This window comes from Maritalea porphyrae, assembly GCF_027213965.1.
Classification (GTDB): Bacteria; Pseudomonadota; Alphaproteobacteria; order Rhizobiales; family Devosiaceae; genus Maritalea; species Maritalea porphyrae_A.
Genome location: NZ_JAPWGX010000004.1, coordinates 199,577 through 224,232 on the forward strand (window position 1 = coordinate 199,577; position 24,656 = coordinate 224,232).

Annotated in this window: 18 protein-coding genes and 1 pseudogene; 11 read left to right on the forward strand and 8 right to left on the reverse strand. The window is 48.8% G+C overall.

The window, feature by feature from the left end:
• Nucleotides 1-441: 441 nt before the first annotated feature.
• From O4H47_RS13850 to O4H47_RS13865, 4 genes are read left to right on the forward strand one after another with little or no spacing between them, the layout of a single operon-like run.
• Nucleotides 442-2,013 (forward strand): inorganic phosphate transporter, encoded by a 1,572-nt coding sequence (locus O4H47_RS13850; RefSeq protein WP_269394594.1) that lies wholly within the window; start codon nucleotides 442-444, stop codon nucleotides 2,011-2,013.
• Nucleotides 2,014-2,020: 7 nt separating this feature from the next.
• Entirely contained in the window at nucleotides 2,021-3,862 is a 1,842-nt protein-coding gene (locus O4H47_RS13855; RefSeq protein ID WP_269394595.1) for a Na/Pi cotransporter family protein, read from the forward strand.
• 51 nt (nucleotides 3,863-3,913) lie between these two features.
• Nucleotides 3,914-4,183: a hypothetical protein gene (locus O4H47_RS13860; RefSeq protein WP_269394596.1), complete on the forward strand. Its 270-nt coding sequence runs from the start codon at nucleotides 3,914-3,916 to the stop codon at nucleotides 4,181-4,183.
• A gap of 44 nt (nucleotides 4,184-4,227) precedes the next feature.
• Nucleotides 4,228-5,469: a cation:proton antiporter gene (locus O4H47_RS13865; protein WP_269394597.1), complete on the forward strand. Its 1,242-nt coding sequence runs from the start codon at nucleotides 4,228-4,230 to the stop codon at nucleotides 5,467-5,469.
• 16 nt (nucleotides 5,470-5,485) lie between these two features.
• On the opposite strand, the pseudogene ppk2 reads toward O4H47_RS13865, so the two are convergent.
• The 5 genes and pseudogenes from ppk2 to O4H47_RS13890 all read right to left on the reverse strand — a co-directional run.
• Nucleotides 5,486-6,334 (reverse strand): annotated as a pseudogene (gene ppk2, locus O4H47_RS13870) (polyphosphate kinase 2); the annotation flags it as partial.
• 122 nt (nucleotides 6,335-6,456) lie between these two features.
• Nucleotides 6,457-7,452, reverse strand: coding sequence for a C45 family autoproteolytic acyltransferase/hydolase (locus O4H47_RS13875; protein ID WP_269394599.1), 996 nt, complete (start codon nucleotides 7,450-7,452; stop codon nucleotides 6,457-6,459).
• Between the two features lie 2 nt (nucleotides 7,453-7,454).
• Nucleotides 7,455-8,939, reverse strand: a complete 1,485-nt coding sequence (locus O4H47_RS13880; RefSeq protein ID WP_269394600.1) for a biotin carboxylase — start codon at nucleotides 8,937-8,939, stop codon at nucleotides 7,455-7,457.
• Nucleotides 8,940-8,957: 18 nt separating this feature from the next.
• Nucleotides 8,958-11,693 (reverse strand): aminotransferase class I/II-fold pyridoxal phosphate-dependent enzyme, encoded by a 2,736-nt coding sequence (locus O4H47_RS13885; RefSeq protein WP_269394601.1) that lies wholly within the window; start codon nucleotides 11,691-11,693, stop codon nucleotides 8,958-8,960.
• 100 nt (nucleotides 11,694-11,793) lie between these two features.
• Complete coding sequence (locus tag O4H47_RS13890; RefSeq protein WP_269394602.1) at nucleotides 11,794-12,729, reverse strand: carbon-nitrogen hydrolase family protein; 936 nt, start codon at nucleotides 12,727-12,729, stop codon at nucleotides 11,794-11,796.
• Nucleotides 12,730-13,286: 557 nt separating this feature from the next.
• Here O4H47_RS13890 and O4H47_RS13895 point away from each other — a divergent pair.
• Nucleotides 13,287-13,859 (forward strand): cupin domain-containing protein, encoded by a 573-nt coding sequence (locus O4H47_RS13895; RefSeq protein WP_269394603.1) that lies wholly within the window; start codon nucleotides 13,287-13,289, stop codon nucleotides 13,857-13,859.
• 22 nt (nucleotides 13,860-13,881) lie between these two features.
• On the opposite strand, the gene O4H47_RS13900 is transcribed toward O4H47_RS13895, so the two are convergent.
• The 3 genes from O4H47_RS13900 to O4H47_RS13910 form a co-directional block, all read right to left on the reverse strand.
• Nucleotides 13,882-15,366, reverse strand: a complete 1,485-nt coding sequence (locus O4H47_RS13900) for an NAD-dependent succinate-semialdehyde dehydrogenase (RefSeq protein ID WP_269394604.1) — start codon at nucleotides 15,364-15,366, stop codon at nucleotides 13,882-13,884.
• Nucleotides 15,366-16,655: a 4-aminobutyrate--2-oxoglutarate transaminase gene (locus O4H47_RS13905; protein WP_269394605.1), complete on the reverse strand. Its 1,290-nt coding sequence runs from the start codon at nucleotides 16,653-16,655 to the stop codon at nucleotides 15,366-15,368. Before O4H47_RS13905 ends, O4H47_RS13900 begins: the two co-directional genes overlap by 1 nt.
• A 120-nt stretch (nucleotides 16,656-16,775) precedes the next feature.
• On the reverse strand, nucleotides 16,776-17,678 hold the full coding sequence (locus O4H47_RS13910; protein WP_269394606.1) for a LysR substrate-binding domain-containing protein: 903 nt from the start codon (nucleotides 17,676-17,678) through the stop codon (nucleotides 16,776-16,778).
• 137 nt (nucleotides 17,679-17,815) lie between these two features.
• On the opposite strand from O4H47_RS13910, the gene ugpB reads away from it, so the two are divergent.
• The 6 genes from ugpB (at nucleotide 17,816) to O4H47_RS13940 (ending at nucleotide 24,637) form a co-directional block, all read left to right on the forward strand.
• Entirely contained in the window at nucleotides 17,816-19,117 is a 1,302-nt protein-coding gene (ugpB, locus tag O4H47_RS13915) for a sn-glycerol-3-phosphate ABC transporter substrate-binding protein UgpB (protein WP_269394607.1), read from the forward strand.
• A gap of 80 nt (nucleotides 19,118-19,197) precedes the next feature.
• Complete coding sequence (gene ugpA, locus O4H47_RS13920) at nucleotides 19,198-20,079, forward strand: sn-glycerol-3-phosphate ABC transporter permease UgpA (protein WP_269394608.1); 882 nt, start codon at nucleotides 19,198-19,200, stop codon at nucleotides 20,077-20,079.
• Nucleotides 20,079-20,930: a sn-glycerol-3-phosphate ABC transporter permease UgpE gene (gene ugpE / locus O4H47_RS13925; RefSeq protein ID WP_269394609.1), complete on the forward strand. Its 852-nt coding sequence runs from the start codon at nucleotides 20,079-20,081 to the stop codon at nucleotides 20,928-20,930. The genes ugpA and ugpE overlap by 1 nt, the downstream gene beginning before the upstream one ends.
• Before the next feature lie 9 nt (nucleotides 20,931-20,939).
• A complete protein-coding gene (locus O4H47_RS13930) occupies nucleotides 20,940-21,995 on the forward strand; it encodes a sn-glycerol-3-phosphate import ATP-binding protein UgpC (protein WP_269394610.1) in 1,056 nt (351 codons plus the stop codon).
• A complete protein-coding gene (locus O4H47_RS13935) occupies nucleotides 21,995-22,984 on the forward strand; it encodes a glycerophosphodiester phosphodiesterase family protein (RefSeq protein ID WP_269394611.1) in 990 nt (329 codons plus the stop codon). The genes O4H47_RS13930 and O4H47_RS13935 overlap by 1 nt, the downstream gene beginning before the upstream one ends.
• A 3-nt stretch (nucleotides 22,985-22,987) precedes the next feature.
• A complete protein-coding gene (locus tag O4H47_RS13940; protein WP_269394612.1) occupies nucleotides 22,988-24,637 on the forward strand; it encodes a Na/Pi cotransporter family protein in 1,650 nt (549 codons plus the stop codon).
• Nucleotides 24,638-24,656: the final 19 nt, after the last annotated feature.

A 24,656-nucleotide genomic window follows, 5' to 3' on the forward strand; every position in this document is an offset into this window, starting at 1 on the left:
ATCACTCTTCTCTGATGGCGACGGTGGTTTGAATTTGCACTGATAAGACAAGATGAGCGGGCCAGTTTTGACCGAATGAAATCGCGTAAACATCTTTTGCTGAATTCGCGCTAAAACTGAAGTGGCTCTTGGTTCTTTGTGAGCGAGAACTGTGAAGTTAGGTAAGCCGACATTTTGAACAAACATGGTTTTCAAACGCGGTGAACTAAACGAGTTTTGCTCACCGGCACCGCGTTCGTCGGGGATAGCGTCGCTTGCTCTTTTTTGCGGAATTTGCCCACAAGTAGTTTGACCGCGCGCATGGCACAAAGGTTAGAACATCATTATAAACGCGGCAACTAGAAGCAATCGTATTTGAACCAAGTTTTTCGACGCCATTGGATGACAGGGGTTTGCTGTCTTGCCAATCCAAAGTTCGAGATTCCGTCGGGGAGCGCATGAGTGCAAGTCAAAGATTATTTGAAAACTGAGCGGGCAACGAACATCAGTCGGTCAGAACTCGGGCGATTTGGTACTGCTGCTATTTTTGTGGTCATCGTTGTCATCTACACAGGCAGCAATTTTGCGCATGTAGAACAATCCTACCTGTTGATAGCAGCGGCAATTATTGGCGCCTATATGGCGATGAATATCGGTGCAAATGATGTCGCCAACAACGTTGGGCCAGCGGTTGGGTCTTTTGCACTTTCATTGACCAGCGCGATTATAATTGCTGCGATATTTGAGGCGGGGGGCGCGCTTTTGGCGGGCGGAGACGTCGTTTCTACAGTAAAAAAAGGCATCATCGATCCAGCTGATATCAATAATCCGAACGTTTTCGTTTGGGTGATGATGGGGGCGCTGATGGGGGCTGCGATCTGGTTGAACGCGGCGACTTGGCTTGGCGCCCCGGTGTCAACGACACACTCAATTGTTGGGGGCGTGATGGGGGCGGGTATCGCTGCCGGTGGTTGGGGAATCGTGAACTGGGATTCCATGGCGAAAATTGCCCTGAGCTGGGTTGTTTCGCCAGTAATTGGGGGCATCGTGGCTGCCGGGTTCTTGTTTGCGCTCAAGAAGTTGGTGTTTTTCAGGGCGGATCCAATTGAAGCTGCAAAGCGCGTCGTGCCTTGGATGATCGCTGTAATGGCGTGGGCTTTTACGACATACCTTTTTCTGAAAGGCGTAAGTAAGGTCATCAAGGTCGATTTTGTGTTTGCGTTGATCGTTGGATTTGGAGTTGCCTTGGTTGTTTGGGTTGCCATCAGGCCAATTGTCCGTAGGGCCGCTACAAATATGACGCAGGATCGAGATGGCGTGAATCGTTTGTTCACGATACCGCTGATTTTTTCTGCTGCGCTGCTTAGCTTTGCCCATGGGGCGAATGATGTGGCCAATGCAGTTGGACCATTGGCAGGTGTTGTTGATGTTTTGACTGAAGGCAATGGTGGCGCAAAAGTCGCTATACCTCTTTGGGTTATGGCGATTGGGGCAGTGGGGATAGCTGTTGGTCTTGCTCTTTTTGGCCCCAAATTGATTAGAACGGTGGGGTCCGAGATCACCGAGTTGGACCGTTCACGTGCTTTTTGTATCGCGCTTGCAGCTGCCATTACGGTTATTGTTGCCAGTCAATTGGGCATGCCGATCAGTTCTACCCACGTGGCGCTTGGCGCGGTGTTTGGGGTTGGTTTTCTAAGAGAATATCTTGAGAAACGTTTGGGGCGGGTTGTTGAAAACGTGATCGCAAGTCACGAGGGCCAAGCGGATTTTCTTGAAGTAGAAAGGGTTATGCATAGTTTTCAAAATGCCCCGCCAGAGGCCAAAGTTCGGCTGTTGGAGGAGTTGAAGAAAATGGGATCGGAAGCTGTTATTTCTGCCGCTCAACGCAAGGAACTACAAAAGGCATTAAAACGCCATTTGGTGAAGCGTTCCGCATTGCTAAAAATCGTTTCTGCATGGATCATTACGGTACCAGCTTCCGCGCTGCTGGCTGCAACATTCTATTTCCTCTTGCGAGGTATTCTGCTGCCATGAGCGATAAATGAAAATATCATTGAAACGCCTGGCGCTGCCTTTCATAATTGGAATTCTGATTGCTGGGTTTTGGATAAGTCCTGATTTTCAGCAAATAGCGGCAGGTGTTGCCATATTCCTTTTTGGCATGCTGATGCTAGAAGATGGTTTCAAACTGTTTAGTGGTGGGTTTTTGGAACGCATTCTGGAACAAGCCACCAAGTCTGTTCCAAGGTCGCTGTTATTTGGGATTGTTTCCACAACCCTCATGCAGTCCAGTTCGCTGGTTTCAGTAATAACAATTTCGTTCCTGAGCGCCGAACTAATCACACTATTGGCAGGCGTTGGTATAGTTTTCGGCGCAAATATCGGCACAACCACTGGTGCGTGGTTGGTTGCAGGACTGGGCCTTAAGGCAAACATATCGGCCTATGCGATGCCCCTTCTAGCGATCGGTGTCGTTCTGGTTTTTCAGAAATCAAAATATCTTCGCGGAGCAGGGTATGCGCTTGCCGGGTTAGGTTTTTTGTTCCTTGGCATTCACTATATGAAACTGGGGTTCGAGACTTTCAGGGATTCATTCGATCTCATCCAATATGCCCTCACCGGTGTTTTGGGGTTGATCGTTTATACGCTGGTTGGCACGTTGGCTACGGTTGTCATGCAATCAAGCCATGCAACGATGGTCCTCATCATAACAGCTTTGGCTTCAGGACAGATTTCTTATGAGAACGCGTTGGCGCTCGCAATCGGCGCCAACATTGGCACAACCATCACCGCAATTCTTGGTTCTTTGACAGCAAACTATCAAGGTAAGAGGCTGGCTCTGGCGCACTTGATATTCAATGCCGCTACCGCCGCAGTCGCGCTGATCTTTATCAGCCAAATCAGGGATTCAGTTGATTTTGTTAGTCAATTGGTTGGTATTGCTGATGACGATTTTGCGTTGAAGTTAGCAGTGTTTCACACGATTTTTAACGTTTTAGGCGTTGCGATCATGTTGCCGCTCATGACGAGATTGATTGTGGTTATAGAGCGGATGATTGCTGAACCTGCAACGGATTTAAGTTTGCCAAAATACTTGTCCGATGCCGTTGAGGAATTTCCGGATACGATTGAGAACGCGTTGCGCAAAGAGGTGAAACATCTCTACGACAATGCTGTTGAATTGATCACCCACGGGCTAAATATTCACCGCACAGAACTGTTTAAAGCAGAAGACGTTGCGGCCTTGGTTTCTACTAGCAACAAGCCAGTCGAAATTGATATTGACCTGCGTTACGAGCAACGAGTTAAAACGCTCTACTCTGCGATTTTGGAGTTTTCAACACGCGCGACAGGTAGAGAATTGCCTGCAGATGTCACTTCACGGGTTTACGAGTTACGCGACGTGTCTCGGCGAATTGTTCGTGCAGTCAAAGACATAAAGCACATGCGGCGCAATACATCCCAGTATACCCGGCGTCACAAGGGTGAAATGTCGGAATTGTATAATGAGTTACGCACAAAAATTGCTCGCATTTTGGTGCAGATCGAGAAGCTTGAACAGGCGACTCCAGAGACGCGCAGCCACTTGTGGTTGGAGGAAGAACGTACGAATATCGAAAGTGATTATCAGCGCACGAGCCAGCGCGTGGAAGGGTTGATAAGGGACGGAAAAGTCAGCGCCGCCGAAGCCACGTCTTTTTTGAATGATAGCAATTACGCCTACGGTGCAATGCGTCAGCTCATTGCAGCCGCACGCGGGATATATGTTGAACATGATAGTGCCGTGGCGGAAGTTGAGCAAATCATAGCGATGGATGATGATGAGTTAGAAGCTTACGCGTCAGAAGTCGCTGCAAAATTGAAAACAGGTAAAATGGACTGAGGTTGTTTCAACGTGGTGCGATATGATCTCACTAGAAGAGGATTGATACCGTTGACCAAAGCAATTGAAAAACTAAAAAAGTATTACAAAAAGCTTGAAGCTGGCAGAACCGATAAGATCAAGCCAAGTCATGTTGTCAGAGTTATTGAAAAACTGAAGGCTAAGAAAGAAAGCCTTCAGGATGAAATTGCAGTTGTAGAAAAAGCTGAAAAAAAAGAACGGCTTGAGCAAAAGCTTGCGATGACGAAAGAGCAGATCAAGCGTGCAAAATGGCTCTTGGAACATGTTCGTGAGAGCGACAGCGCTAAACCAAATTCGTAGCAATTCTTTGATGGCTTGCAAATCTGTTATGGCGGAGATGGATCATGGAAACAATCGGTGCGCTTTTGGTGCTGCTGCTTGCCGCCCGGCTTTTTGGGGCGCTATCGCACCGTGCGGGTTTACCGTCCGCAGTTGGCGAAATGATCGCAGGCATGGTTTTGGTTCTAAGCGCAATTGTAACCGGCCCGCACCAACCCTTTGTTGCAAATCTCGCTCACAACGAGGCTTTGGCCAAAGTCGCCGAACTTGGTATCTTCTTTCTTGTTTTGATGGCCGGTTTGGAAATGCGATTGGCCGACACAATGCGCGACGCTCGCAAGTCCTTTGTTGTAGCTGTAGGGGGAGTTGTCTTGCCCCTTGTGGCGGGCATCATTTTGGGATTTGTTTTTTTGGAAGAAGGGCCGCAACGCACCGCGCAGGCTATCCTTGTTGGAGTGGCAATTTCAATTACTGCCATTGCTGCATCCGCCAAGCTTCTTCAAGAGTTTGGTTTGCTGAATGCAGAGTCAGGCAGGGTTTTGATAACCGCAGCGTTGTTTGATGATATTTTTGGTTTATTTCTGCTGGCGTTGCTCAGCTCCATGATTGCAACTGGCGAATTGCCGGACACCTATGCTTTTGCGATAATGCTAGCGAAAGTTATTCTGTTTTTTGTTGTGACAGGACTTCTTGGCGTTCATGTTTATCCCCACATCAGCAAACGCATGCAGCGCAATCAGTCTGCAGCCATCGAGTTTAGTGCGTTGGTAATTGTTGGATTGGCTTATGGATTTCTTGCAGAAACACTTGGTCTTCATTGGGCAGTTGGTGCGTTTATGGCTGGCCTTTTTATGGAGAAAACACAAATTGGCAAACAACCTTATGAAAGTATGCGTTTAATCCTCAACGCACTAACTGCAGGCATTCTTGGTCCTTTGTTCTTTGCATGGATTGGGCTGCAGGCGAATTTGACTGCGATTTTTGAAATACCGGTGTTCTTGTTGATTTTGAGCCTTGTAGCTTTCGCCAGCAAGGTGTTGGGCGGGGGACTAGCAGCGCGTTTTGTCGGATATACAAAACAGGAGGCGGCAATCATTGGTGTGGGACTTGCCCCCCGCGGTGAAATCATGATTGTGGTCATGTCGATTGCGCTTGGCTCAGGGCTAATTAACGGTGCCTCTGCCGACCCTATCGCTAGGCACCTTTTTTCCGCACTCATTCTGATGGCGCTATTTAATACCGCGCTGGCGCCGATGGTGCTGCGCTTTTTATTGCGACGTAAACATCGCCTCAAGAATGAACGCTAGCTGAAGAGCCACTCGTCTATAGTTTGGTATGGACTTCTGGCACGAAGCTTTGTGTGTCCATGGGCGGACGTTCATAATCAGACTGTTCAGGGCGTGGTTCAAGTGCTGCAAGGGCTGGCGCTAAGTCTTCATAAGGAACTTGAGACAAAAGATGGCTGATACAATTTATGCGTGCATGTTTTTTGATGTCCGACTGGACAACGTACCAAGGCGCTTCTTCAATATCGGTATGCACAAACATGTGGTCCTTTGCCTTTGAATAGTCGACCCAACGCTTTCTGCTTTCTAAATCCATAGGGCTGAGCTTCCATTGCTTGGTCGGGTCATTCAATCGCTTTTGAAACCGTCGTTCTTGTTCCTCATCTGAAACTGAAAACCAATATTTGATCACTTGAATTCCCGACCGCACGAGCATGCGCTCGAACTCTGGGCAACTGCGGAAAAACTCGTGATACTCCTCATCGGTACAAAAACCCATAACGCGTTCGACACCAGCGCGGTTGTACCAAGATCGATCAAAAATCGTCATCTCGCCTGCTGCGGGAAGATGGGCAACATAACGTTGAAAATACCACTGGCTCTTTTCGCGTTCTGTGGGGGCGGGCAGGGCCACAACCTGGGCGATGCGCGGATTAAGTGGAGCGGTAATCCGCTTAATGGTTCCACCTTTGCCAGCTGCATCTCGCCCTTCGAAAATGACCACCACGCGATGTCCTGAGCGCTTTATCCATTCCTGCATTTTCACCAGTTCGATTTGCAGTCTGGCTAACTCTAGTTCGTACTTTGAATTTGATATCTTTTGTGATGGGGTGTTGAGTTTATCAGTAGAGCCTTTTGCGCTTGTTGGTGCCATGAAATCATCCTCACCGTGTGGAATTAAGTGAGGTTACCACATTTTTGAAAAGTTATCAGAGCGGGAAACATCTTGGATGTATGTGCAAGCGCAAGGCTTTGATGAGTAGTCCATTGGGCAGGGAAACCCGAATGCTAGAAGGTTTTGGCTTGGGCAAAGTCCGGTGTTTTCACCGTTCTATATCCCTCTTGGAAGTTGTTAATTTCGAAGTGCCAAATTGCGCCGGGCCAATGAATGTCCATTTCACCCAAGCGGGGGCGATATACAGCTGTGTAAAGCGTACCAAAGCCTTGCGCATAGGCTGTGGAATAGAGCGGTGGCTTCAGAAATGCGCCAATGAATTTTTCTTCTGGGTCAACGTGCAGGGTTAGCCTGTTGAGCAAAAACCGTTCCCGTTCGACAGTGGCTGTAAACCGCGCGTGGTGCACCCAATCGACGGTTTCTTGATGGTTGGTTGCCACGGCTGCATGTGTGATTATTGTGGGTTTATCAGGTGCCATCATGGCAGTGAGATATTGCCGTTTTTTGTCTAGTACCGTTACGTTGTAACTCATGTGGGTGGGCACTCTTATGAGTACCTTACGTGCTTGCTCAGCGGTTTCACAGGTCTGCAGAATATATCGAATGATCAGCGGTATGCCGAAACCCTCACCAACGTTTCTTCGCCCGCCAAATGTAAGTGAAACGGCCAGTCCCGCATCATTTACCCCGTCGACCAATCCCCAAAGCCCGTCGCTTACACCCATGACTTTGCGGCCAAGCCAGTTGGTGTGCAGCAACACACTGTCAAAGGCATTTGGGTTGTAGTCATAGTTGCGGACAAGGACCGGCTCTGCGCCCGGCCAAATGGCTTGTGAGCAACCAGACAAATAGGGGGGCGGGCAATAAAAGCTTAGGAAACGGGCCGCCTTGTCACCACCACCCGCAAGCTCGCACAATTCGTCATACAACGGGATCAATTCGGGCATGTGATCGCGCAAAGCATTGCGGCTTTCGCTATAGGTTGGGCGCGCGGTTTCGCCCTCTCGCAACCACCAGCGGCGATAGTCCGGCCAATAGCCTTTGAAAAGGTCAGCCCATTTCGGTCCGGGCTGTTGCTCGGATATCGCGCGCCAAATGGTGTGCTTCATAACTACATTATCTTAAAGGCGGGCTCTGCCACCGCCGGGCCTGCGTCGGCAACTGGCAGCGGATTTGCAGCATAAGCCGACTTAATCCCATGAATCCACTTTTGTGACCGATCGTTCAATTCGAAATTCTTGGTCATGGACCGACCTCTTGTGACGAGAATGCCAAGGTCGGCGCCCTCATAACGATAGTCGCCAACATTTTGGATGCGAAGATAGAACGCTTCGTTTTCATTTTCCACAGCACGCCGGTGATAGTCAAACCGATCGAACACCACACGGCCATCTTCAAGCATTTTGTAGATGCCGGTTTCAGGGGCTTGTGTGATAATGTCGACGTTATCTTCGGTGTGTTTGATGACCATTTGCGACCAGCCATCAATCATGTCGGGATCTGCCCATCGTTGATTGAGTTCGTTCACGTCCAACTTGAAATCTTGTTTAGAGAATTCCAGGAGATGGAAAAGGAACAAGGGTGCATCAGCATGGGCGAACGCCGCGTGGTTTGTCATAGAGCTTGCGCCTGTAACCCGTGGGTTCAATTCACCAAGCCAAATATCACCTGTTTCATTGTCGATGAGAAAATCCAGTTCAAAGTACCCGCGGTATCCATTGGCGCGCAGTTGCTCCCCGAATTTGAATGTAAGATTACGTGCCCGTTCGCGAATTTTCTTTGGAAATGCCGTCGCAAGAATTTCATTGCCACACCATCCGCCACGATATGGGGTCAGTTCTTTAAAACCAACGAGTTCTGTCATCAATGGCCCAACAATGGTTCCTTGCGCGGTGGCGCAGGCTTCAATTGCTGATCCACGACAATTGATCCGCTTCATGACCTTTATTTCGCCTTGCCCGACAATTTCATGTTCGTGCTTGCGGAAGTCCTCTTCGGATTTGATGAAAAAAGTGGTGTGACCAGAATCCCCAAACGCCGACTGCAGCACAACATCGTGCCCAAGCTTTGCTTTTTCGCACACTGCTCTTAGGTGGTCATAGTCTTCTATTTCAGAAAGCGTATTGGGCACAGAAGGGACGCCGGCTTTGTCACCAATCCGAACAGTCTCAATTTTGTTGTCGCACTTTGTGCGCAATTCAGCGCTTGGGAACCAAACTGTGCCGCCCAATTGTTCGGCAAGGCGTTCAGTTTCTTCATCAAACATAAGGAAAACAAAGTTTGGTTTTCCACCACGCCTTTTAATGAAGTCAATAACTTCCTTATGTTGAAGGAGATAGTTGTTGATGTCTTCGATTGACGTGAATTCTGCGTGCGGTTGTTCGCTGGGGCAAAATACATTGGGGTGTCGGCCATCGTAGCAGTCGATGTACGAAATATATTTGAAATTCTTGCACCATTCATCAATGCCCAAAAGATTGAAATTGGTTGCAGAGACGAAATAGATGGGTTCATCATTACGGTGAAAGAACCTCCGGATTTCCGAGATGTTTTTCAACACTTTTGCTTTTGTTTTGTTTTTTTTCTTAGTCAACATGCCTATTCCTCCCATATTTTACTCTGCAGCTACTTTTTTTGCGTTTGTTTTTATGCCCAGTGATTCATCGGTGAAGACCCTTAAGCCCAAATCGGGCCGATAGCCGTGAATTTCGCTCACATCTAGCGCCCGCATAAATGCCAATATTTCAGTGCTCACAACCTGACCTGGCACAAGAATTGGAAATCCAGGTGGATAGGGAATAATAAATGAGGCTGAAACGACCTCACGACCGGCCTTTATTGCCGCGTCTACTTCACCCTCAAGGCTCAAGTAGTCACAATTGTCTTCGTCATAACTCAAGAAAAATGCTCGTCGAATATCGCCCTCGGGCGTAACGTCATCCGTTCTGAATGATGAGTGAAAGCGGCTAAAGTCTGGCAAAGGTGGCAAGTCTTCATTGAGCGTTTTCACGCGCTTTTCAAAACTGAGACGTTCCATTTTTGAGGCGTCATCATAAAGGTCATTCAACTCGTTCGCGATTTCGACAAGTGCCTCTATCAGATAAGCAACCGAGGAACGCGTTGTGCCAATATTGGTCATAAACAGGACGGTATTGCGCGATGTTTTGTTGATCTGAATGCCGTATTTATCCATGAGGATTTTGGTCTTAAACGTGTCGCCGTCCCAACCTGTGCCACCCACAGCCAATGTGACCCGGCTCGCATCGAGCACAAACTCATCACGTGACCAACATTCCCACATATCGGTCCAGCCCTGTTCAGGGTCGTAGTAGGATTCAACGCCGCTCTCGCGAAATTCTTCTGGGATTATGTCGCCTGCCGCAAGAACGGTGAAGTATTTTTGCAGGACGGGATGCGTCGAAATTGCTTTTCGCATCGACATTGCGGCTTCGATTTGACGTTGAACAAATTCATAGCCCTCCAGTTCAACTTGCCGTCGACCCACGTCCAAAGACGCAATGATTTGGTAGTTCGGCGATGTTGATGTGTGGGTCATGTAAGCTTCGTGGAAACTTTGTTCCACTTCGCCTTTGAAGTCTTGGTCATTCACATGGATCATTGAACCTTGGCGCAATGATGTGAGCGTTTTGTGTGTCGATTGTGTGGAGTATACCCGCACGCGTGCGTGCGGTGGTGGCACAAGCCTATTTTCCATCAGGGCCTTATTGTCATTCATGTCGATGCGTTTAACTTGCTCGTTCCACGCAGCTTCAACTTCTGGTGTGCGCAATTTGGCGCGCAAGTTGTTGGCGGCATTCATTCCTGTGCGCTGCCGATAGGTTGGGGTAAACCGGGCAAATGCAAACCAAGCTTCGTCCCACAAGAAGATCAGATCAGGCTTGATTGCTAAGCATTCTTCCATCACACGTTCGACATCATAAACAATGCCGTCAAAGGTGCAGTTTGTGAGCAGCAGCATGCGTACTTGATCAAGCTTTCCAGCATCTCGAAGGGCCAGCAACTGATGTTTGATCTCACGTATGGGTACGGCGCCATACATGGAGTATTCGCTTAAGGGATAACTGTCGAGATAGACGACTTTTGCGCCTGATAATACCATGCCGTAGTGGTGCGATTTATGGCAATCTCTATCCACCAGCACAATATCATCTGGTTTTACCAGCGCCTGCACCACAACTTTGTTGCAAGTGGATGTGCCATTTGTAGCAAAGAAGGTTTGCCGCGATCCAAAGGCCCTTGATGCAAGTTCTTGGGCTTTTTTGATTGGCCCGGTTGGCTCGAGCAGGCTGTCTAACCCGCCTGACGTGGCCGACGTCTCAGCCATAAAGATATTGGGGCCATAAAATGCGCCCATATCTTGAATCCAGTGAGATCTGGAAATGGATTTGCCACGGCTAATTGGCATGGCGTGAAACACGCCTGTGGGCTGTTTGGAATATTCCTTTAACGCGGAAAAGAACGGTGTGCTGTAGCGTGATTGCACGCCACGTAGGATGTTTAAATGTAATTCTGTGAAGTCTTCCTGATTGTAAAACACTCGGCGACATAGTCCTAGCTCCATGCCCGCAATTTCTTCGACAGAACGATCGGTGATCAAATAGGCATCAAGTTCAGGCCTTACTTTGGCTATTAAGCGGCAAAGTTCTGGACCATATTCTTCTGGCTTGAGCGCGTCCACATCTTCGTCCTCACCTACACGGGCGAGGAATTTCTTCAGTATTGGAAGTGCATTTTTAGACTTGAGCGTCAAGCCGGGCCGGATCACAACGGCTTGGATATTGTGATTGAACAGGATTCCAATCAAGGCGTCTTCAAGGCTTGAGACGACCACTGACTCATAGTGGAATGCGTCGTCTGTTCTGCGCATGTCGTGAATGCTTTTTCTAAGCCAGCGCGACTGTTGCTCACCAAGGCTGTCGACAACGAGTATTTCGAAATAGGGTTTGCTTAGCGCGCGTGCTTCAGGTGAAAGCAGTGCCTCATCATCATGTTCTTCGTTGTCTTTATCTTCTCGATCTAGTGGAATTGAACGACGGCGGTAGGCGCCTGAGCTCAATGCCCTTGCAACGCGACGGACGCTGAATTCTAAGTCTTCAAATTTCTTGTGGTCAAACAATCGGCGCATTGCGTCAAAGGCGTGAACGCCAGGGAAGGCCCAATATTCTTCGGTGACAGACAAGGCATCGAAGTAATCTGAGATCAGTTTCATGTTTTCGGCCGCTGACTTGCCGGTCGGTTTGCGGACTAGTTCTGATGTGGTCTGTTGGAGGCCGCTCCAACTATCAGATCGCATTTGGACTGCGCTATAATGGTCGCTAACAGTTTTCACCTTTTTCTTCCTCCACCCTGAAGTGAGAAAAACAAACAAAAGCGACTGCTTGTTATCCCTCACACTTTGCCGACATTTGCCGGTCGTTTTTATTCACCTCTTAGTCAGCCTTCGTTATGGTTGGGCCTTCAATCATTGAATTCAATAGTTCTGGTTCATTCACACTAAGTCCACCCCGTGAACCTTGGCTAGGCACTTGCAACGCCCCTAAGCTGTATAGGTAAGAATCTGTGCCGCTTGCTCGATCATAAACTGGGAATTCAGCCGAGCGATCACGGAAGCTCTTTAGGACTTGGCCAAGGCCCTTCATGCCGTTTTCACGCTGGCGACGTACCAGATCCAAATCGACTTCAATTGGGAACATTTCTTCCTGGCCCGCGGCTTGATATAGAACCATCGCTGAGGGGTCCACAACGCACGAACGCCCCACACCACCTGCTGAAAGACCATTTACATCAATAACATAACACTGGAATTGAGCCGCTGTGGCCCGTGCGATTGCGAGTTCTGCATCTCGGTCCGTGGTGCCCGTGAGCACCGGGTGAAGCAGAACTTCCACACCCATGCTCGTGAGCTGGCGGGTGGTTTCGGGGAACCAGATATCATAACAAATAGAAAGGCCAAATCGGCCAATTTCCGGCACGTCGAATACGCAAAACTCGGTTCCACCTTCAATATCCGCTTCATATGGCTTGAATGGAAACATCTTACGGTATTTTGCTACGATCTCGCCGTCTGGGTTTATAACGACTGAAGTATTGTAAATCTTGCCTTCCGGTGTTTTTTCAAACATGGAACCTGGAATGAGCCAGATTTTATGACGCTTGGCGTCTTCTTGGAACTTTGTGATCGTGTCGTTTAAAAACGGCTGAGCGAACTTATGTAGGGGGCCGAATGGGGCGAGTTCACTGAACAAAACCATTTGGGTCCAAGGAAATCGGATCATCAAAACATTCAAACGTTCGCGCATGCCTTCAACATTGGAGTTGAGCGCGTCGACGTGCATCTGTATTCCGGCAATTGCAAATGGAGTCATTCAGCAAGACTTCTTTCTTTGAAACATACGCTGCAGACATCCATCCGCCAGCGAAAACTTTTTACATTTGACCGCCGTTTGTTTTGGGCGGACTTCAGTGAATGACAACGGATGATAAATGGTATCAAGTTTGACAGATTTCTCCCCGTAGAATGGCGCTAAGGTTTGTCCTGCACGTTCAAGTGATGCACTTGGCTAGGAGGTGCGAAAGGCTCACAAACCAATTTTTCAATTCGCATCTCACTCACCAACATGTATGGCGGTGTTGGCACAATGCTCCTGCCTTGTCGGCGCGAACTGCGAAGTTCAAGCATCAATAACATGCCTCCCACTTCGATGATGAGCCAATTGCGACAAAGCCACCTCAGCTATCCAGTCGTTCGAGTATTCTGGCCCCACTTGACCTCACATTCTCATCTTATAAAAAAGCTATCAGTGTTTAGAATATTGATCAAGTGATACGTTGAACATGCTAAGTTGACACATTTACTGCTAAATGTTTGATGCTAATGTGATGTTCTGACTTGATGCAACAGCGACGACTGGGAGTCGATTGAATGGAAGTGGGTGAACGACTTCGAAAACTTCGGACGTCAAATGGCTTGTCTCAGCGCAAACTCGCAAAAATGGCCGGTGTCACCAATGGTCTAATTTCGATGATTGAGCAGGGCCAAACCAGCCCATCTGTCGCCTCTCTCAAAAGGATTTTAGACGCCATACCCATGACGTTTTCCGAGTTTTTCAGCTTGGAGTATCCAGGTAGTGAAGAGGTTTTCTTTGAGGAAAGCCAGCTGCGTGAAATCAATCCCGTTCGGGTCTTTCGTGTCGACAATGCTTCCAACTCACTCGTTTCTCTTCGGCAAGTGGGGGACGCGTCAAAGCACTCCTTGCAAATGTTGCACGAGACTTATGCACCGGGATCTGACACAGGGACCGAAATGTACAGCCATGAGGCCGAAGAGGCCGGAATTGTGATTTCGGGTGAAATTGAGATCACGATCGGCGAACAAACAAAGACTTTGAAAAAGGGCGATGCCTATATTTTTGACAGCAGATTACCGCATCGTTTCAAAAATACTGGCGATGACGAATGCGTTATCGTTAGCGCCTGCACACCACCCTCATTCTAGTGATTGGTTTTTCCTGACGTAATTAGGAAATGCCACCCAGACAGACGTATTTCATTTCCAAATAGTCATCGATGCCATATTTTGAGCCTTCGCGCCCTTGGCCTGACTGTTTGACGCCACCAAATGGTGCGAGCTCCGTTGAAATAAGTCCTGTATTCACCCCGACCATACCGTATTCTAGCGCTTCTGCGACTTTCCAGACCTTTGATAGGTCCTTTGCATAAAAGTATGAAGCTAGTCCAAAAATGGTGTCGTTGGCTTGCTCGATAACCTCGTCAACGTTCTCAAATTTGAACAAGGGGGCAACGGGGCCAAACGTTTCTTGCGAAGCCACTGCCATTTCACGCGTCACATTTGCAAAAACCGTTGGTTCGAAAAATGTTCCGCCACGCGCGCTGCGTTTGCCGCCCGTCAAAAGCTTTGCGCCTTTTGCATGTGCATCTGCGACATGTTCTTCAACTTTTACAACCGCAGCATTGTCGATAAGTGGGCCAGCGGTGACGCCGTCATCAAAGCCGTCACCAACTTTCATCGCATTAACCGCGACAACCAGTTTTTCGGCAAAGGCGTCATAGACCCCAGCTTGCACATAAATCCGATTTGCACATACGCAAGTCTGACCGTTGTTGCGGAATTTTGAAATCATCGCCCCTTCGACCGCCGCGTCCAGATCCGCGTCATCAAAAACGATAAATGGGGCATTCCCGCCAAGTTCCATGGAGGTTTTCATGATTTGGTCGGCGGACTGCTTCATCAGGATCCGACCAACTTCAGTTGACCCAGTGAACGTTAGTTTGCGCACCTTGGGATTTGAGCAGAATTCTTCGCCAATTGCAGCACTGGATGAGGATGTAATGACGCTCAACAAGCCTTCGGGCAGGCCTGCTCGCTCAGCAAGAATGGCCAGTGCCAAAGCTGAAAGGGGCGTTTGCTTTGCAGGCTTTGCAACGAATGCGCATCCAACAGCCAGAGCGGGGGCTACTTTTCGGGCGATCATTGCATTTGGAAAATTCCAAGGCGTTATGGACGCGACGACACCAACAGGTTGCTTGATGACCACTATTCGTTTGTCGGGCTGATGTCCTGGGATGATGTCGCCATAAACACGCTTTGCTTCTTCTGAGAACCATTCGATATAGCTGGCGCCGTAAAGAATTTCGCCTTTTGCCTCTGCAACCGGTTTGCCCATTTCTGCTGTTAAAATAGCTGCCAAGTCATCAGCATTTTCAACCAATAGATCGTACCATTTGCGCAATATGGCTGAACGCTCTTTACCAGTCTTAGCTGCCCATGATTTCTGCGCAACAAAAGCGGCATCAATCGCGGACTTTGTCTCCTCGACACCCATGTCTGGCAAAGTAACAATTACCTCTCCAGTTGAAGGGTTGGTGACGTCAAAAGTTTTGCCAGACGATGCCTTGGAAACCCATTTGCCAGCGATTGTCGCTTTATCGGTGAGCAGAGAGCGGTCTTTAAGACGGTTTGAAAGTGATGTTTTTACAGACATTATTTTTTCCCCGCTTCAGAAGAGGCATGTTGCATGGCGGTTTCCAAAATATCGAGCGCTTCATTGAACACTTCATCTTGAATTGTAATTGGCGCAAGGAACCGGATGACGTTTCCATGGACGCCGCACGTTAGCAGGATCAGGCCCTGCTTTTGGGCATTCATACGAACCGCATTTGCAAATTCGGCGCTGGGCAGTCCGGTCTTGACGTCATTGAATTCGACGGCGTTCATGAATCCGGGCCCGCGGATGTCTACCATTTCAGGTACGGCGTTTCGTAATTTTTCCAAGCGCTGCTTAAGCTTTTTGCCTAGAGTGTTCGCGCGCTCGCACAATTGTTCGTCCTCAATAACGTCCAATACCGCATGTGCGGCTGCGATGCCTAGTGGGTTGCCACCATAGGTTCCGCCCAAGCCCCCAGGCTTCGGTGCGTCCATAACTTCTTTTCGACCTGTAACGGCTGCCAGAGGGAACCCGCCGGCCAAGCTTTTGGCCATCGTGGTAATATCTGCGGCAATCGCGTGATGGTTCATAGCAAACATTTTGCCGGTACGGGCAAACCCGGTTTGCACCTCGTCAGCAATAAGCAGAATGCCGTGACGATCACAAAGTTCACGTAGTTTTTCCATAAACGCAGGCGGCGCTTCATAAAAGCCACCTTCGCCTTGAATGGGTTCAAGAATGATCGCTGCAACCCTTGATGGGTCAACATCAGCTTTAAATAGCGTTTCGATTGCTGCCAGTGAATCTTCAACCGTTACGCCGTGCAATGGCACCGGGAATGGAGCGTGAAATATGTCATTCAACATTGACCCAAAGCCCAGCTTGTAAGGGGCAACTTTGCCGGTCAGTGACATTCCCATGAATGTGCGCCCATGAAAGCCACCTGAAAAGGCAATGATTGCATTTCGACCAGTTGCTGCTCTGGCAATTTTTACCGCGTTTTCCACGGCTTCAGCACCAGTGGAAACAAACACTGTTTTCTTTTCAAAGTTGCCCGGCACAATAGCATTGAGCCGTTCGGCAAGCCGAACATAGTTTTCATATGGCAAAACTTGATGACATGTGTGCGTAAACTTATCCAATTGCTCTTTCACAGCAGCAATTACTTTGGGATGACGGTGCCCAGTGTTAAGGACAGCGATCCCTGACGAAAAATCGATATAGCGGTTTCCCTCAACGTCCCATATTTCGGAGTTTTGGGCGCGGTCAGCATAGATTTGAGTCATCATGCCAATCCCTTGGGAGATGGCCTCGTTTTTTCGTGCTGAAATGTCACAATTTAGCATTGCATCGGTCTCTTTGCTTACGTTTAGGGATGGTGTTTATTATTTTAAACAGTCTCTGGGCGGTTTTCCAAGTGTTTTTTTCAAAGCAGTGAGATTGGGTATTCTGGTCGGTGTGGGATGCTAGTTTGCTTCTGCAATAAATGGTTTCAAGCTGTTCTGAAATGCTTCAATAAAATCGAGAACCAAAAGTGATCGATTGCCAGCCAAAGGTCGCAATATGGATAATTTATGTTCTAGATTGGGGCTGAACGGACGGATTATAATGCCGCGATCTGCATATTGAGCTGCGTCAAGTGCACTTACAATTGAGGCGCCGTGGCCTTCACCAACAATAGTGCAGGCTGCCGTGAACTGACGGACTTCAATCCAGGAGTTCATCCGTGCGCCATCTTGCGTAAAACTTTGTGTTAAAGCCACGTTGAAGGGACTGTCCCGGCGGGTGTGGACCATTTTTTCATTTTCTAGATCCTTCGGAGAAATCGTGTCTTTGGCGCCCAACGGGTGACCTTTTGGCAAGATGCAGACGGTTTTGATCGAAATGTCTGTGCGCTCCGTGGCAGGGTGGCCAGAAAATCCGTCTGTAATACCACAGTCATATTGCTGACCAATAATCCACTCAAGGATTCGCTCTGGGCGATCGGGTTCCAGGGTCAAAGTGACCCCTGGTCGGTTATCCAAAAACTCAGTGAGAACCCTTGGAAGGTGACTGGTGGCAAAACCCGGCAGGCACGCGATGCGCAAATGACCTGCTGTGCGTTCTTTCAGATCGCGTCTTAGGTCTTCAAGATGATCAAGGCTTTCAAAAACACGGGAAACCTCGGTCAGCATATAACGTGCTTCACTGGTGGGGGTAAGGATGCCACTTTTTCTTTCGAACAGTTCAAAGCCGATGGCTGTTGAAAAATCTGCCAGCAATCTGCTCACTGCAGGTTGTGAAACGCCTAAAGATTTTGCAGCTCTGGTCACGGAACCCGTTTTGGCTGTGGCTTGGAACGCTTCGAGCTGTCTTAGTTTGAATTTCAATGACTTACTCCAATTTCACCCTTATGATTTGCCCTTGAATATAACATTATGTTATGAAATTGGCAAAAAAAATCTGCTTGCGTTATTCTTTTTGTTGGATAATGCTATGGCCTTAATTTGCTATCTGGGAGGATAGAATGGCATTAAGAACTCTTCTTTTGGCGACAACTGCACTTACACTCGGAGCTAACTCAGCGTCTGCACAAACTGAAATTCAGTGGTGGCACGCAATGGGCGGTACCAATGGTGAGCGCGTTGACAAAATCGCGACGGACTTCAACGCTACTCAAACTGAGTACAAAGTTGTCCCTGTATATAAAGGCAATTACACAGAGACCATGACTGCAGCGATTGCTGCTTTCCGTGCAGGTCAGCAGCCGCACCTAGTACAGGTGTTTGAAGTTGGTACGGCAACAATGATGGCTGCAAAAGGCGCAATTTATCCTGTTGAACAGCTCATGGCTGATGCGGGCGAGCCTTTTGACAAGTCTGATTATCTACCAGCGGTTATTTCTTACTACCAAACGCCAGAAGGCGAACTGTTGTCGATGCCGTTTAACAGCTCGACGCCAGTTATGTGGTACAACGCAGACGCGCTAGAAGCGGCTGGGGTTGAGCCACCAAAAACTTGGGATGATGTGAAAACGGCGGCCAAGGCACTCGTTGACAATGGAATGGCATGCGGCCTTTCTTTTGGTTGGCAGTCTTGGGTGATGGTTGAGAACTTCTCCTCTTGGCACAACCTACCAATGGGTACCAAGGAAAACGGTTTTGCCGGGTTCGACACGGAGTTTACCTTCAACAATGATCAGGTGATCAACCGTTTGGCGGATATCGCGTCCATGGGCGCTGACAAGCAATTTGTTTATGGGGGGCGTCGCGGAGATAGTTTGCCTTTGTTCACCAATGGTGAATGTGGCATGTGGATGAATTCATCTGCCTATTATGGTTCAATTAAGAGCCAAGCGACATTCAACTTTGGCCAAACCATGTTGCCTTTGGACACGGATGTTGCTGATGCGCCGCAAAACTCTATCATTGGTGGTGCAACATTGTGGGCGCTGGCTGGTCACGAAGACGAAGAATATAAAGGGCTAGCGAAGTTTCTAACCTATATGTCTTCTGCTGACGTGCAAGCTTGGTGGCACCAAGAAACGGGTTATGTGCCGATCACGAAAGCGGCCGCTGAGTTGAGCAAGAGCCAGGGGTTCTATGAAGCCAACCCTGGTACCGACACTGCAATTAAACAGCTTAGCCTGAATGAGCCAACACCCAATTCACGTGGCATTCGCTTTGGTAACTTCGTGCAAGTGCGCGATGTGATCAATGAAGAAATGGAAGCGCTTTGGGGCGGCGAAAAAACTGCGAAGGAAGCAATGGACACCGCTGTAAAACGCGGCAACGAATTGCTTCGACGCTTCGAGCGTTCGGTGAAGTAACTTAATAGTCCAATTAAACTGGGTCCGGCGACAATTGGTCGCCGGGCCTATCTGAAACGCTTTCTCATTGAGAGGCAATAATGCTCAAGCGCGTTCATTTTCAATCGTCGATATTGCCCTACCTGCTGGTCGCCCCACAGATTGTCATCACTCTGGTGTTTTTCATTTGGCCGGCCAGTCAAGCCGTTTATCAATCATTTTTGATTGAAGACGCCTTTGGCCTTTCGACCGAGTTTGTGTGGTTTGAAAACTTTGAATATTTGTTCGGCGATGAACTATATTTGGATAGTTTTTTGCGAACGCTTTTCTTTTCGGCTGCCGTTGCTTTTATGTCCATGTCATTTGCGCTCATTCTGGCGGGCTTTGCAGATCGTGTTGTGCGCGGCGCAACAACATACCGCACGTTGTTGATTTGGCCCTATGCAGTTGCTCCGGTTTTAGCGGGTGCGCTCTGGGTGTTTATGTTTAATCCTACCCTTGGCATTTTTCCTTATTTTTTGGGCTTTCTGGGGTATGACTGGAACCATTATTTGAATGGAAACCAAGCAATGTTGCTGGTCATAATGGCCGCGGCATGGAAGCAGGTTGCCTATAATTTTCTATTCTATTTGGCTGCGATGCAGGCCATACCGCGCTCCATAATTGAAGCGGGTGCGATCGATGGCGCACGACCGCTCAGGAGGTTCTGGACGTTGATCTTCCCTCTGGTCTCGCCCACGACGTTCTTTTTGCTGGTCATCAACGCGGTGTATGCCTTCTTTGATACATTTGGGATTATCCACGCGGTAACTCAGGGCGGTCCGGCAAATTCAACCACGATTTTGGTCTATAAGGTTTTCAACGACGGATTTGTGGGGCTCGATCTTGGCGGGTCTGCTGCTCAATCGGTCATTCTAATGTTCCTAGTCATCGTGATGACCTTCATCCAATTCCGCTACATCGAAAACAAGGTTGAGTATTAATGGTTGAGAACCGTCCAATATTGAACATTGTCACCCATCTTGTTTTGATCTTGGGAGTTGCCATTGTTGCACTACCGATCTGGATAACCTTTGTGGCGTCGACGCACGAAGAAACGCGCATGCTGCAAGCGCCTTTGCCTTTGTTGCCGGGTGGGTTTTTCGTCGAAAACTTCAAGCAAACCTTTTTTGGGTCAGGTCTGTCAGGATCTCAATCCGCTCCCGTGTGGCGTATGCTTCTCAATAGCTTGTCCATGGCATTGATGATCGCTTTTGGAAAAATCTCGATCTCGCTGCTTTCGGCATTTGCGATTGTATATTTCAAGTTTCCGTTCCGCATGGGCTTTTTCTGGATGATTTTCATCACACTGATGTTGCCTGTTGAGGTTCGCATTTTACCAACATTTGAGGTGGTGGCTGACCTAGGGTTATTGAACAGCTATTGGGGTTTATCCGTGCCGCTGATCGCATCTGCGACGGCAACCTTTATGTTTCGGCAGGTGTTCTTGACCATCCCGGATGAAATGCTTGAGAGCGCGCGCATAGACGGTGCAAAGCCCATGCAGTTTTTTTGGGATATATTGCTGCCCTTGAGCCGCACCAATATCGCTGCACTGTTCGTTATTCTGTTCATTTACGGCTGGAACCAATATTTGTGGCCGCTTTTGATCACAACGGACACAGATATGACCACGATTGTGATGAGCATCAAGCAAATGCTTGAAGCGGCAGAACAATCGCCGCAATGGAACATCATTATGATGACTGCACTTTTGGCGATGCTGCCGCCGGTCTTTGTGGTGGTCGCAATGCAAAAGCTCTTCGTCAAGGGCCTCACCGAGACGGACAAGTAGGAAGAAACTATGGCATCAATTGTTTTAAAAGACCTTGTGAAAAACTACGGCAAAGTCGAAGTGTTGCACAAAGTTACGGGTCAGTTTGAGGATGGCGAGTTTATTGTGATTGTCGGCCCATCTGGGTGCGGAAAATCCACGTTGTTGCGCATGGTTGCGGGGTTGGAAACCGTTTCAGGTGGCGAGATTTACATCGGTGACAAATTGGTCAACGACCTTGAGCCGGCCGACCGTGATATCGCCATGGTATTTCAAAACTACGCGCTTTATCCGCATATGAGTGTGCGCGAAAACATGGCCTATGGCCTCAAAATCCGCAAACTCTCCAAGGTCGAAATCAACAAGCGGGTTGATGAGGCAGCCGACATTTTGGAAATCAAGGACTACCTTGATCGAAAACCCCGTCAGCTATCGGGCGGGCAGCGCCAGCGCGTGGCGATGGGACGGGCGATTGTGCGGGACCCACAGGTGTTTCTGTTTGATGAGCCATTGTCGAACCTTGATGCTAAACTGCGCGTGCAAATGCGCTTAGAAATACGAAAGCTACAGCGCCGACTGGGCGTTACCTCAATTTATGTAACGCATGACCAAGTGGAAGCTATGACATTGGGTGACCGTTTGATGGTGCTCAATGGTGGTTATGTGGAACAATTCGGCACGCCAATTGATTTATATGATCGCCCCGCGTCCGTTTTTGTTGCTGGCTTTATTGGCAGCCCAGCAATGAACTTTTTGAAGGCGAAAACCATTGGCGGCAATGTTGAGTTGAGCAATGGCACGCGGCTAAAAACAAATACAAAGCTTGATTTAGATTTGACGCTTGGCATTCGCCCTGAGCACTTGGTTGCCGACCCAAATGGGGTGATAGAGCTTGAAACAGAAATGTTTGAACAGCTTGGTGCAACAACTCTGGTGCATGGTCGGTTGGCGGGCAGCGGGGAACAGTTGGTCGCCAGCATGCCTGGGCATGTGGCGCAAGAGCCTGGTTCTATTATGAAATTTGGCGCGAACGCCGACGCATTGCATATGTTTGATGCTGCTAGCGGCAAGCGACTGGAGCAATAATGTCCCAATCTCAACTCGATGCATTTCGCGGGGGCGATCGCTTGGTGCGCATTATTGGGCACCGGGGTGCGCGCGGTATTATGCCTGAAAACACCATGGTGGGATTTGAGTGGACACTGCGCATGGGCGTTGGCGCGCTGGAATTCGATGTGCTTTTGACCAAGGACGACATTCCAGTAATCGTTCACAATCATCAACTTACGTCCTCCACGACGCGGGATCAGGATGGGCAATGGTTGCGTGACCAGGAACCCACGATTTGTGATCTGACTTATGCAGAAATTTGTGGGTTCGATGTGGGGGGAATTGATAGCCGGAGTGCCTATGGGCAGCGGTTTCCCGATCAGGCGTTCTTGAGCCACATACGGGTGCCGCGCCTTGTCGATCTGTTGGAATTGGTTGCCCGTCCGTGTTTTGCAAAAACGGCACTTATGCTGGAGATTAAATCAGACCCCAAAGCTGAACAGCCAGGTGTTGCCCGCATAAATACTGTTAAACGGGTCGTTGATGCTGTGCGCAATACGGGTCTGTCCCATCGCACGATTTTGCATAGTTTTGACTGGGACATATTGGCAGAATGTCAAAGACAAGCACCTGATATGCCGGCTTCGTTTCTGACACAGATGCCAGAGAACGAGGACGATGCGGGGGAGGATTCGGCGCTTGGTTTCGGTGCAGAATTGAGAAAAGCGAGATCAATACCTGAACTCGTCGCAAAAGCTGGCGGTGAGCTGTGGTGCCCTTATGTCAAGGACATTAATGCCCAAGACATTGCTCGTGCGAAAGAGCTGGGCCTGCTGGTGGTGACGTGGACAGTCAACGAAATTGATGACATTAACCAAGCCATTGAACTTGGCGTGGATGGCATTGTTTCAGACTATCCCGGTCGTGTGCAACATGCATTGTTGTCGCGTGATTATCATTGGTTGCCGACACTGCAAGATAAAGAGCCGCACGCGCGCCGTTTTCCGGAATCGGCGACGGTGTAGCCAATGGCACTTTTAGATTTTTTGGTCTCCATTTTTGGCGCAACGATGCTGCTGCTTTTTGCCGTGCGTTTGGTGCAAAATAGCATCGAACGTGTAAAGGGTCCTGAGTTCAGACGGCTCCTCACGCAAACGCGTAGTCCTTACCGAGGAGCTGCGGTTGGTTTTGTTCTTGCCATTCTGTTGCAAAGCTCTGCGGCGGTGGCGGTTCTAACATCGGGGTTCTCTGTTGGGGGCGCGTTAAGTGCGGCCACGGGGCTTGCAATTATTCTAGGCGCTGATTTGGGTTCAGCAATTGTGGTGCGCATGCTGTCGTTGGACTTGCATTGGCTTGCGCCCATTTTGTTGGGCATCGGTGGATGGCTTTATTTAAAATTCAGTGCAAGGAACATCAGGCAAGTTGGGGGCATCTTGCTTGGTATTGCACTGATCATTGTGGCACTGGGCATGTTGCGCGCTACAATTGAACCCTTGCAGTCTAGCGACTTGTTGCCTGCCATCGAAAGTTCATTGGCCGCCGATCCGGTTTTAGCTTTTGTTCTGGGGGCCGTTTTGGCCTTTGTTATGCATTCAAGCGTCGCTGCCATTTTGATGTTTGGCGTTGCGGTTTCTGCCGGTGCGTTGTCTTTGGATGTTGGTATTGTTCTGGTGCTTGGTGCCAACCTGGGTGGCGCGTTGGTGCCCTTGTGGATCACACGCACTATGCCCATTGAAGCGCGGCGCGCGGTCACCTTAAATGTGGTGCTGCGTGGGCTCACCGCTGCAACCTTTGCATTAATTTTTGCACGTGGTTGGCTTGCCAAAATCGACTTTGCGCAAATCGGCCTTATCGGTATCCATGTCTATTTCAACGCGGTGTTGTTGATCTATTTGCCTTTTGTTGGGTTGGTCGCCAAACTTGCGACCCGTCTAATGCCAGAGCAATTGCACAATCAAAACTCTGAACGATCTATGTTGGAACGCTCTTTGTTGGATGAGCAAGCGCTAAAGTCTGCCTCCACAACCATCATTTCCCTTAGACGCGAAGTTGTTCGGGTCACCCAGTTGACCGAGCAAATGACCAAAGAAGTTTTGACCTGGTTTACGATGGGAACAGCGCCGGATGCTGAACTGTTAAAACGCGATGCGCGGTTGGTGCATAATGCGGGCCAAGCCATTCGACAATATGTGACAAGAATTTCAGCTGAAAAACTGAGTAAATCCGAATTCAAACGTATGCGAGATCTGGCCGACTATGCTTTGTCATTGGAAGCTGCCGCCGATATTGTGGTCCAGCGGCTGCTCAATGTTGTTGAAACCTGCAGAAACGAAAAGCTGCGGTTCTCTGATAATGGACGCAAAGAAATACAAAGCATTGCTGAGCAGCTGTTGCAAAATATGTCGAAATCTTATGACCTTCTGGTCACAGATGATGTTGAAGCCGCACGTGAATTGTTTCGCGATAAGGATGAATTGGGGGCTTTGGTCGGACGGTCCAGAAAACGCCACTTGATGCGTCTAAAAGACGGGCTTGAAACAAGTGTGGCCACGAGCGAATTACATCTTGAGTGCTTGTCGGCAATGAAAGAGCTAAACGCGCGTACTGTTGCAAACGCTTATCCAATATTAAAACGTGAGGGGCAGCTACTCCAATCACGTCTGATCCTTGAGGGGTAGCCTCAAGGATTGCAGCAAT

Coding starts and splice junctions, on each gene's coding strand:
- O4H47_RS13855 (WP_269394595.1), top strand. CDS start 2,021: ATGAAAATATCATTGAAACGCCTGGCGCTGCCTTTCATAATTGGAATT.
- O4H47_RS13865 (WP_269394597.1), top strand. CDS start 4,228: ATGGAAACAATCGGTGCGCTTTTGGTGCTGCTGCTTGCCGCCCGGCTT.
- O4H47_RS13875 (WP_269394599.1), bottom strand. CDS start 7,452: ATGAAGCACACCATTTGGCGCGCGATATCCGAGCAACAGCCCGGACCG.
- O4H47_RS13880 (WP_269394600.1), bottom strand. CDS start 8,939: ATGTTGACTAAGAAAAAAAACAAAACAAAAGCAAAAGTGTTGAAAAAC.
- O4H47_RS13890 (WP_269394602.1), bottom strand. CDS start 12,729: ATGACTCCATTTGCAATTGCCGGAATACAGATGCACGTCGACGCGCTC.
- O4H47_RS13895 (WP_269394603.1), top strand. CDS start 13,287: ATGGAAGTGGGTGAACGACTTCGAAAACTTCGGACGTCAAATGGCTTG.
- O4H47_RS13900 (WP_269394604.1), bottom strand. CDS start 15,366: ATGTCTGTAAAAACATCACTTTCAAACCGTCTTAAAGACCGCTCTCTG.
- O4H47_RS13905 (WP_269394605.1), bottom strand. CDS start 16,655: ATGCTAAATTGTGACATTTCAGCACGAAAAAACGAGGCCATCTCCCAA.
- ugpB (WP_269394607.1), top strand. CDS start 17,816: ATGGCATTAAGAACTCTTCTTTTGGCGACAACTGCACTTACACTCGGA.
- ugpA (WP_269394608.1), top strand. CDS start 19,198: ATGCTCAAGCGCGTTCATTTTCAATCGTCGATATTGCCCTACCTGCTG.
- ugpE (WP_269394609.1), top strand. CDS start 20,079: ATGGTTGAGAACCGTCCAATATTGAACATTGTCACCCATCTTGTTTTG.
- O4H47_RS13930 (WP_269394610.1), top strand. CDS start 20,940: ATGGCATCAATTGTTTTAAAAGACCTTGTGAAAAACTACGGCAAAGTC.
- O4H47_RS13935 (WP_269394611.1), top strand. CDS start 21,995: ATGTCCCAATCTCAACTCGATGCATTTCGCGGGGGCGATCGCTTGGTG.
- O4H47_RS13940 (WP_269394612.1), top strand. CDS start 22,988: ATGGCACTTTTAGATTTTTTGGTCTCCATTTTTGGCGCAACGATGCTG.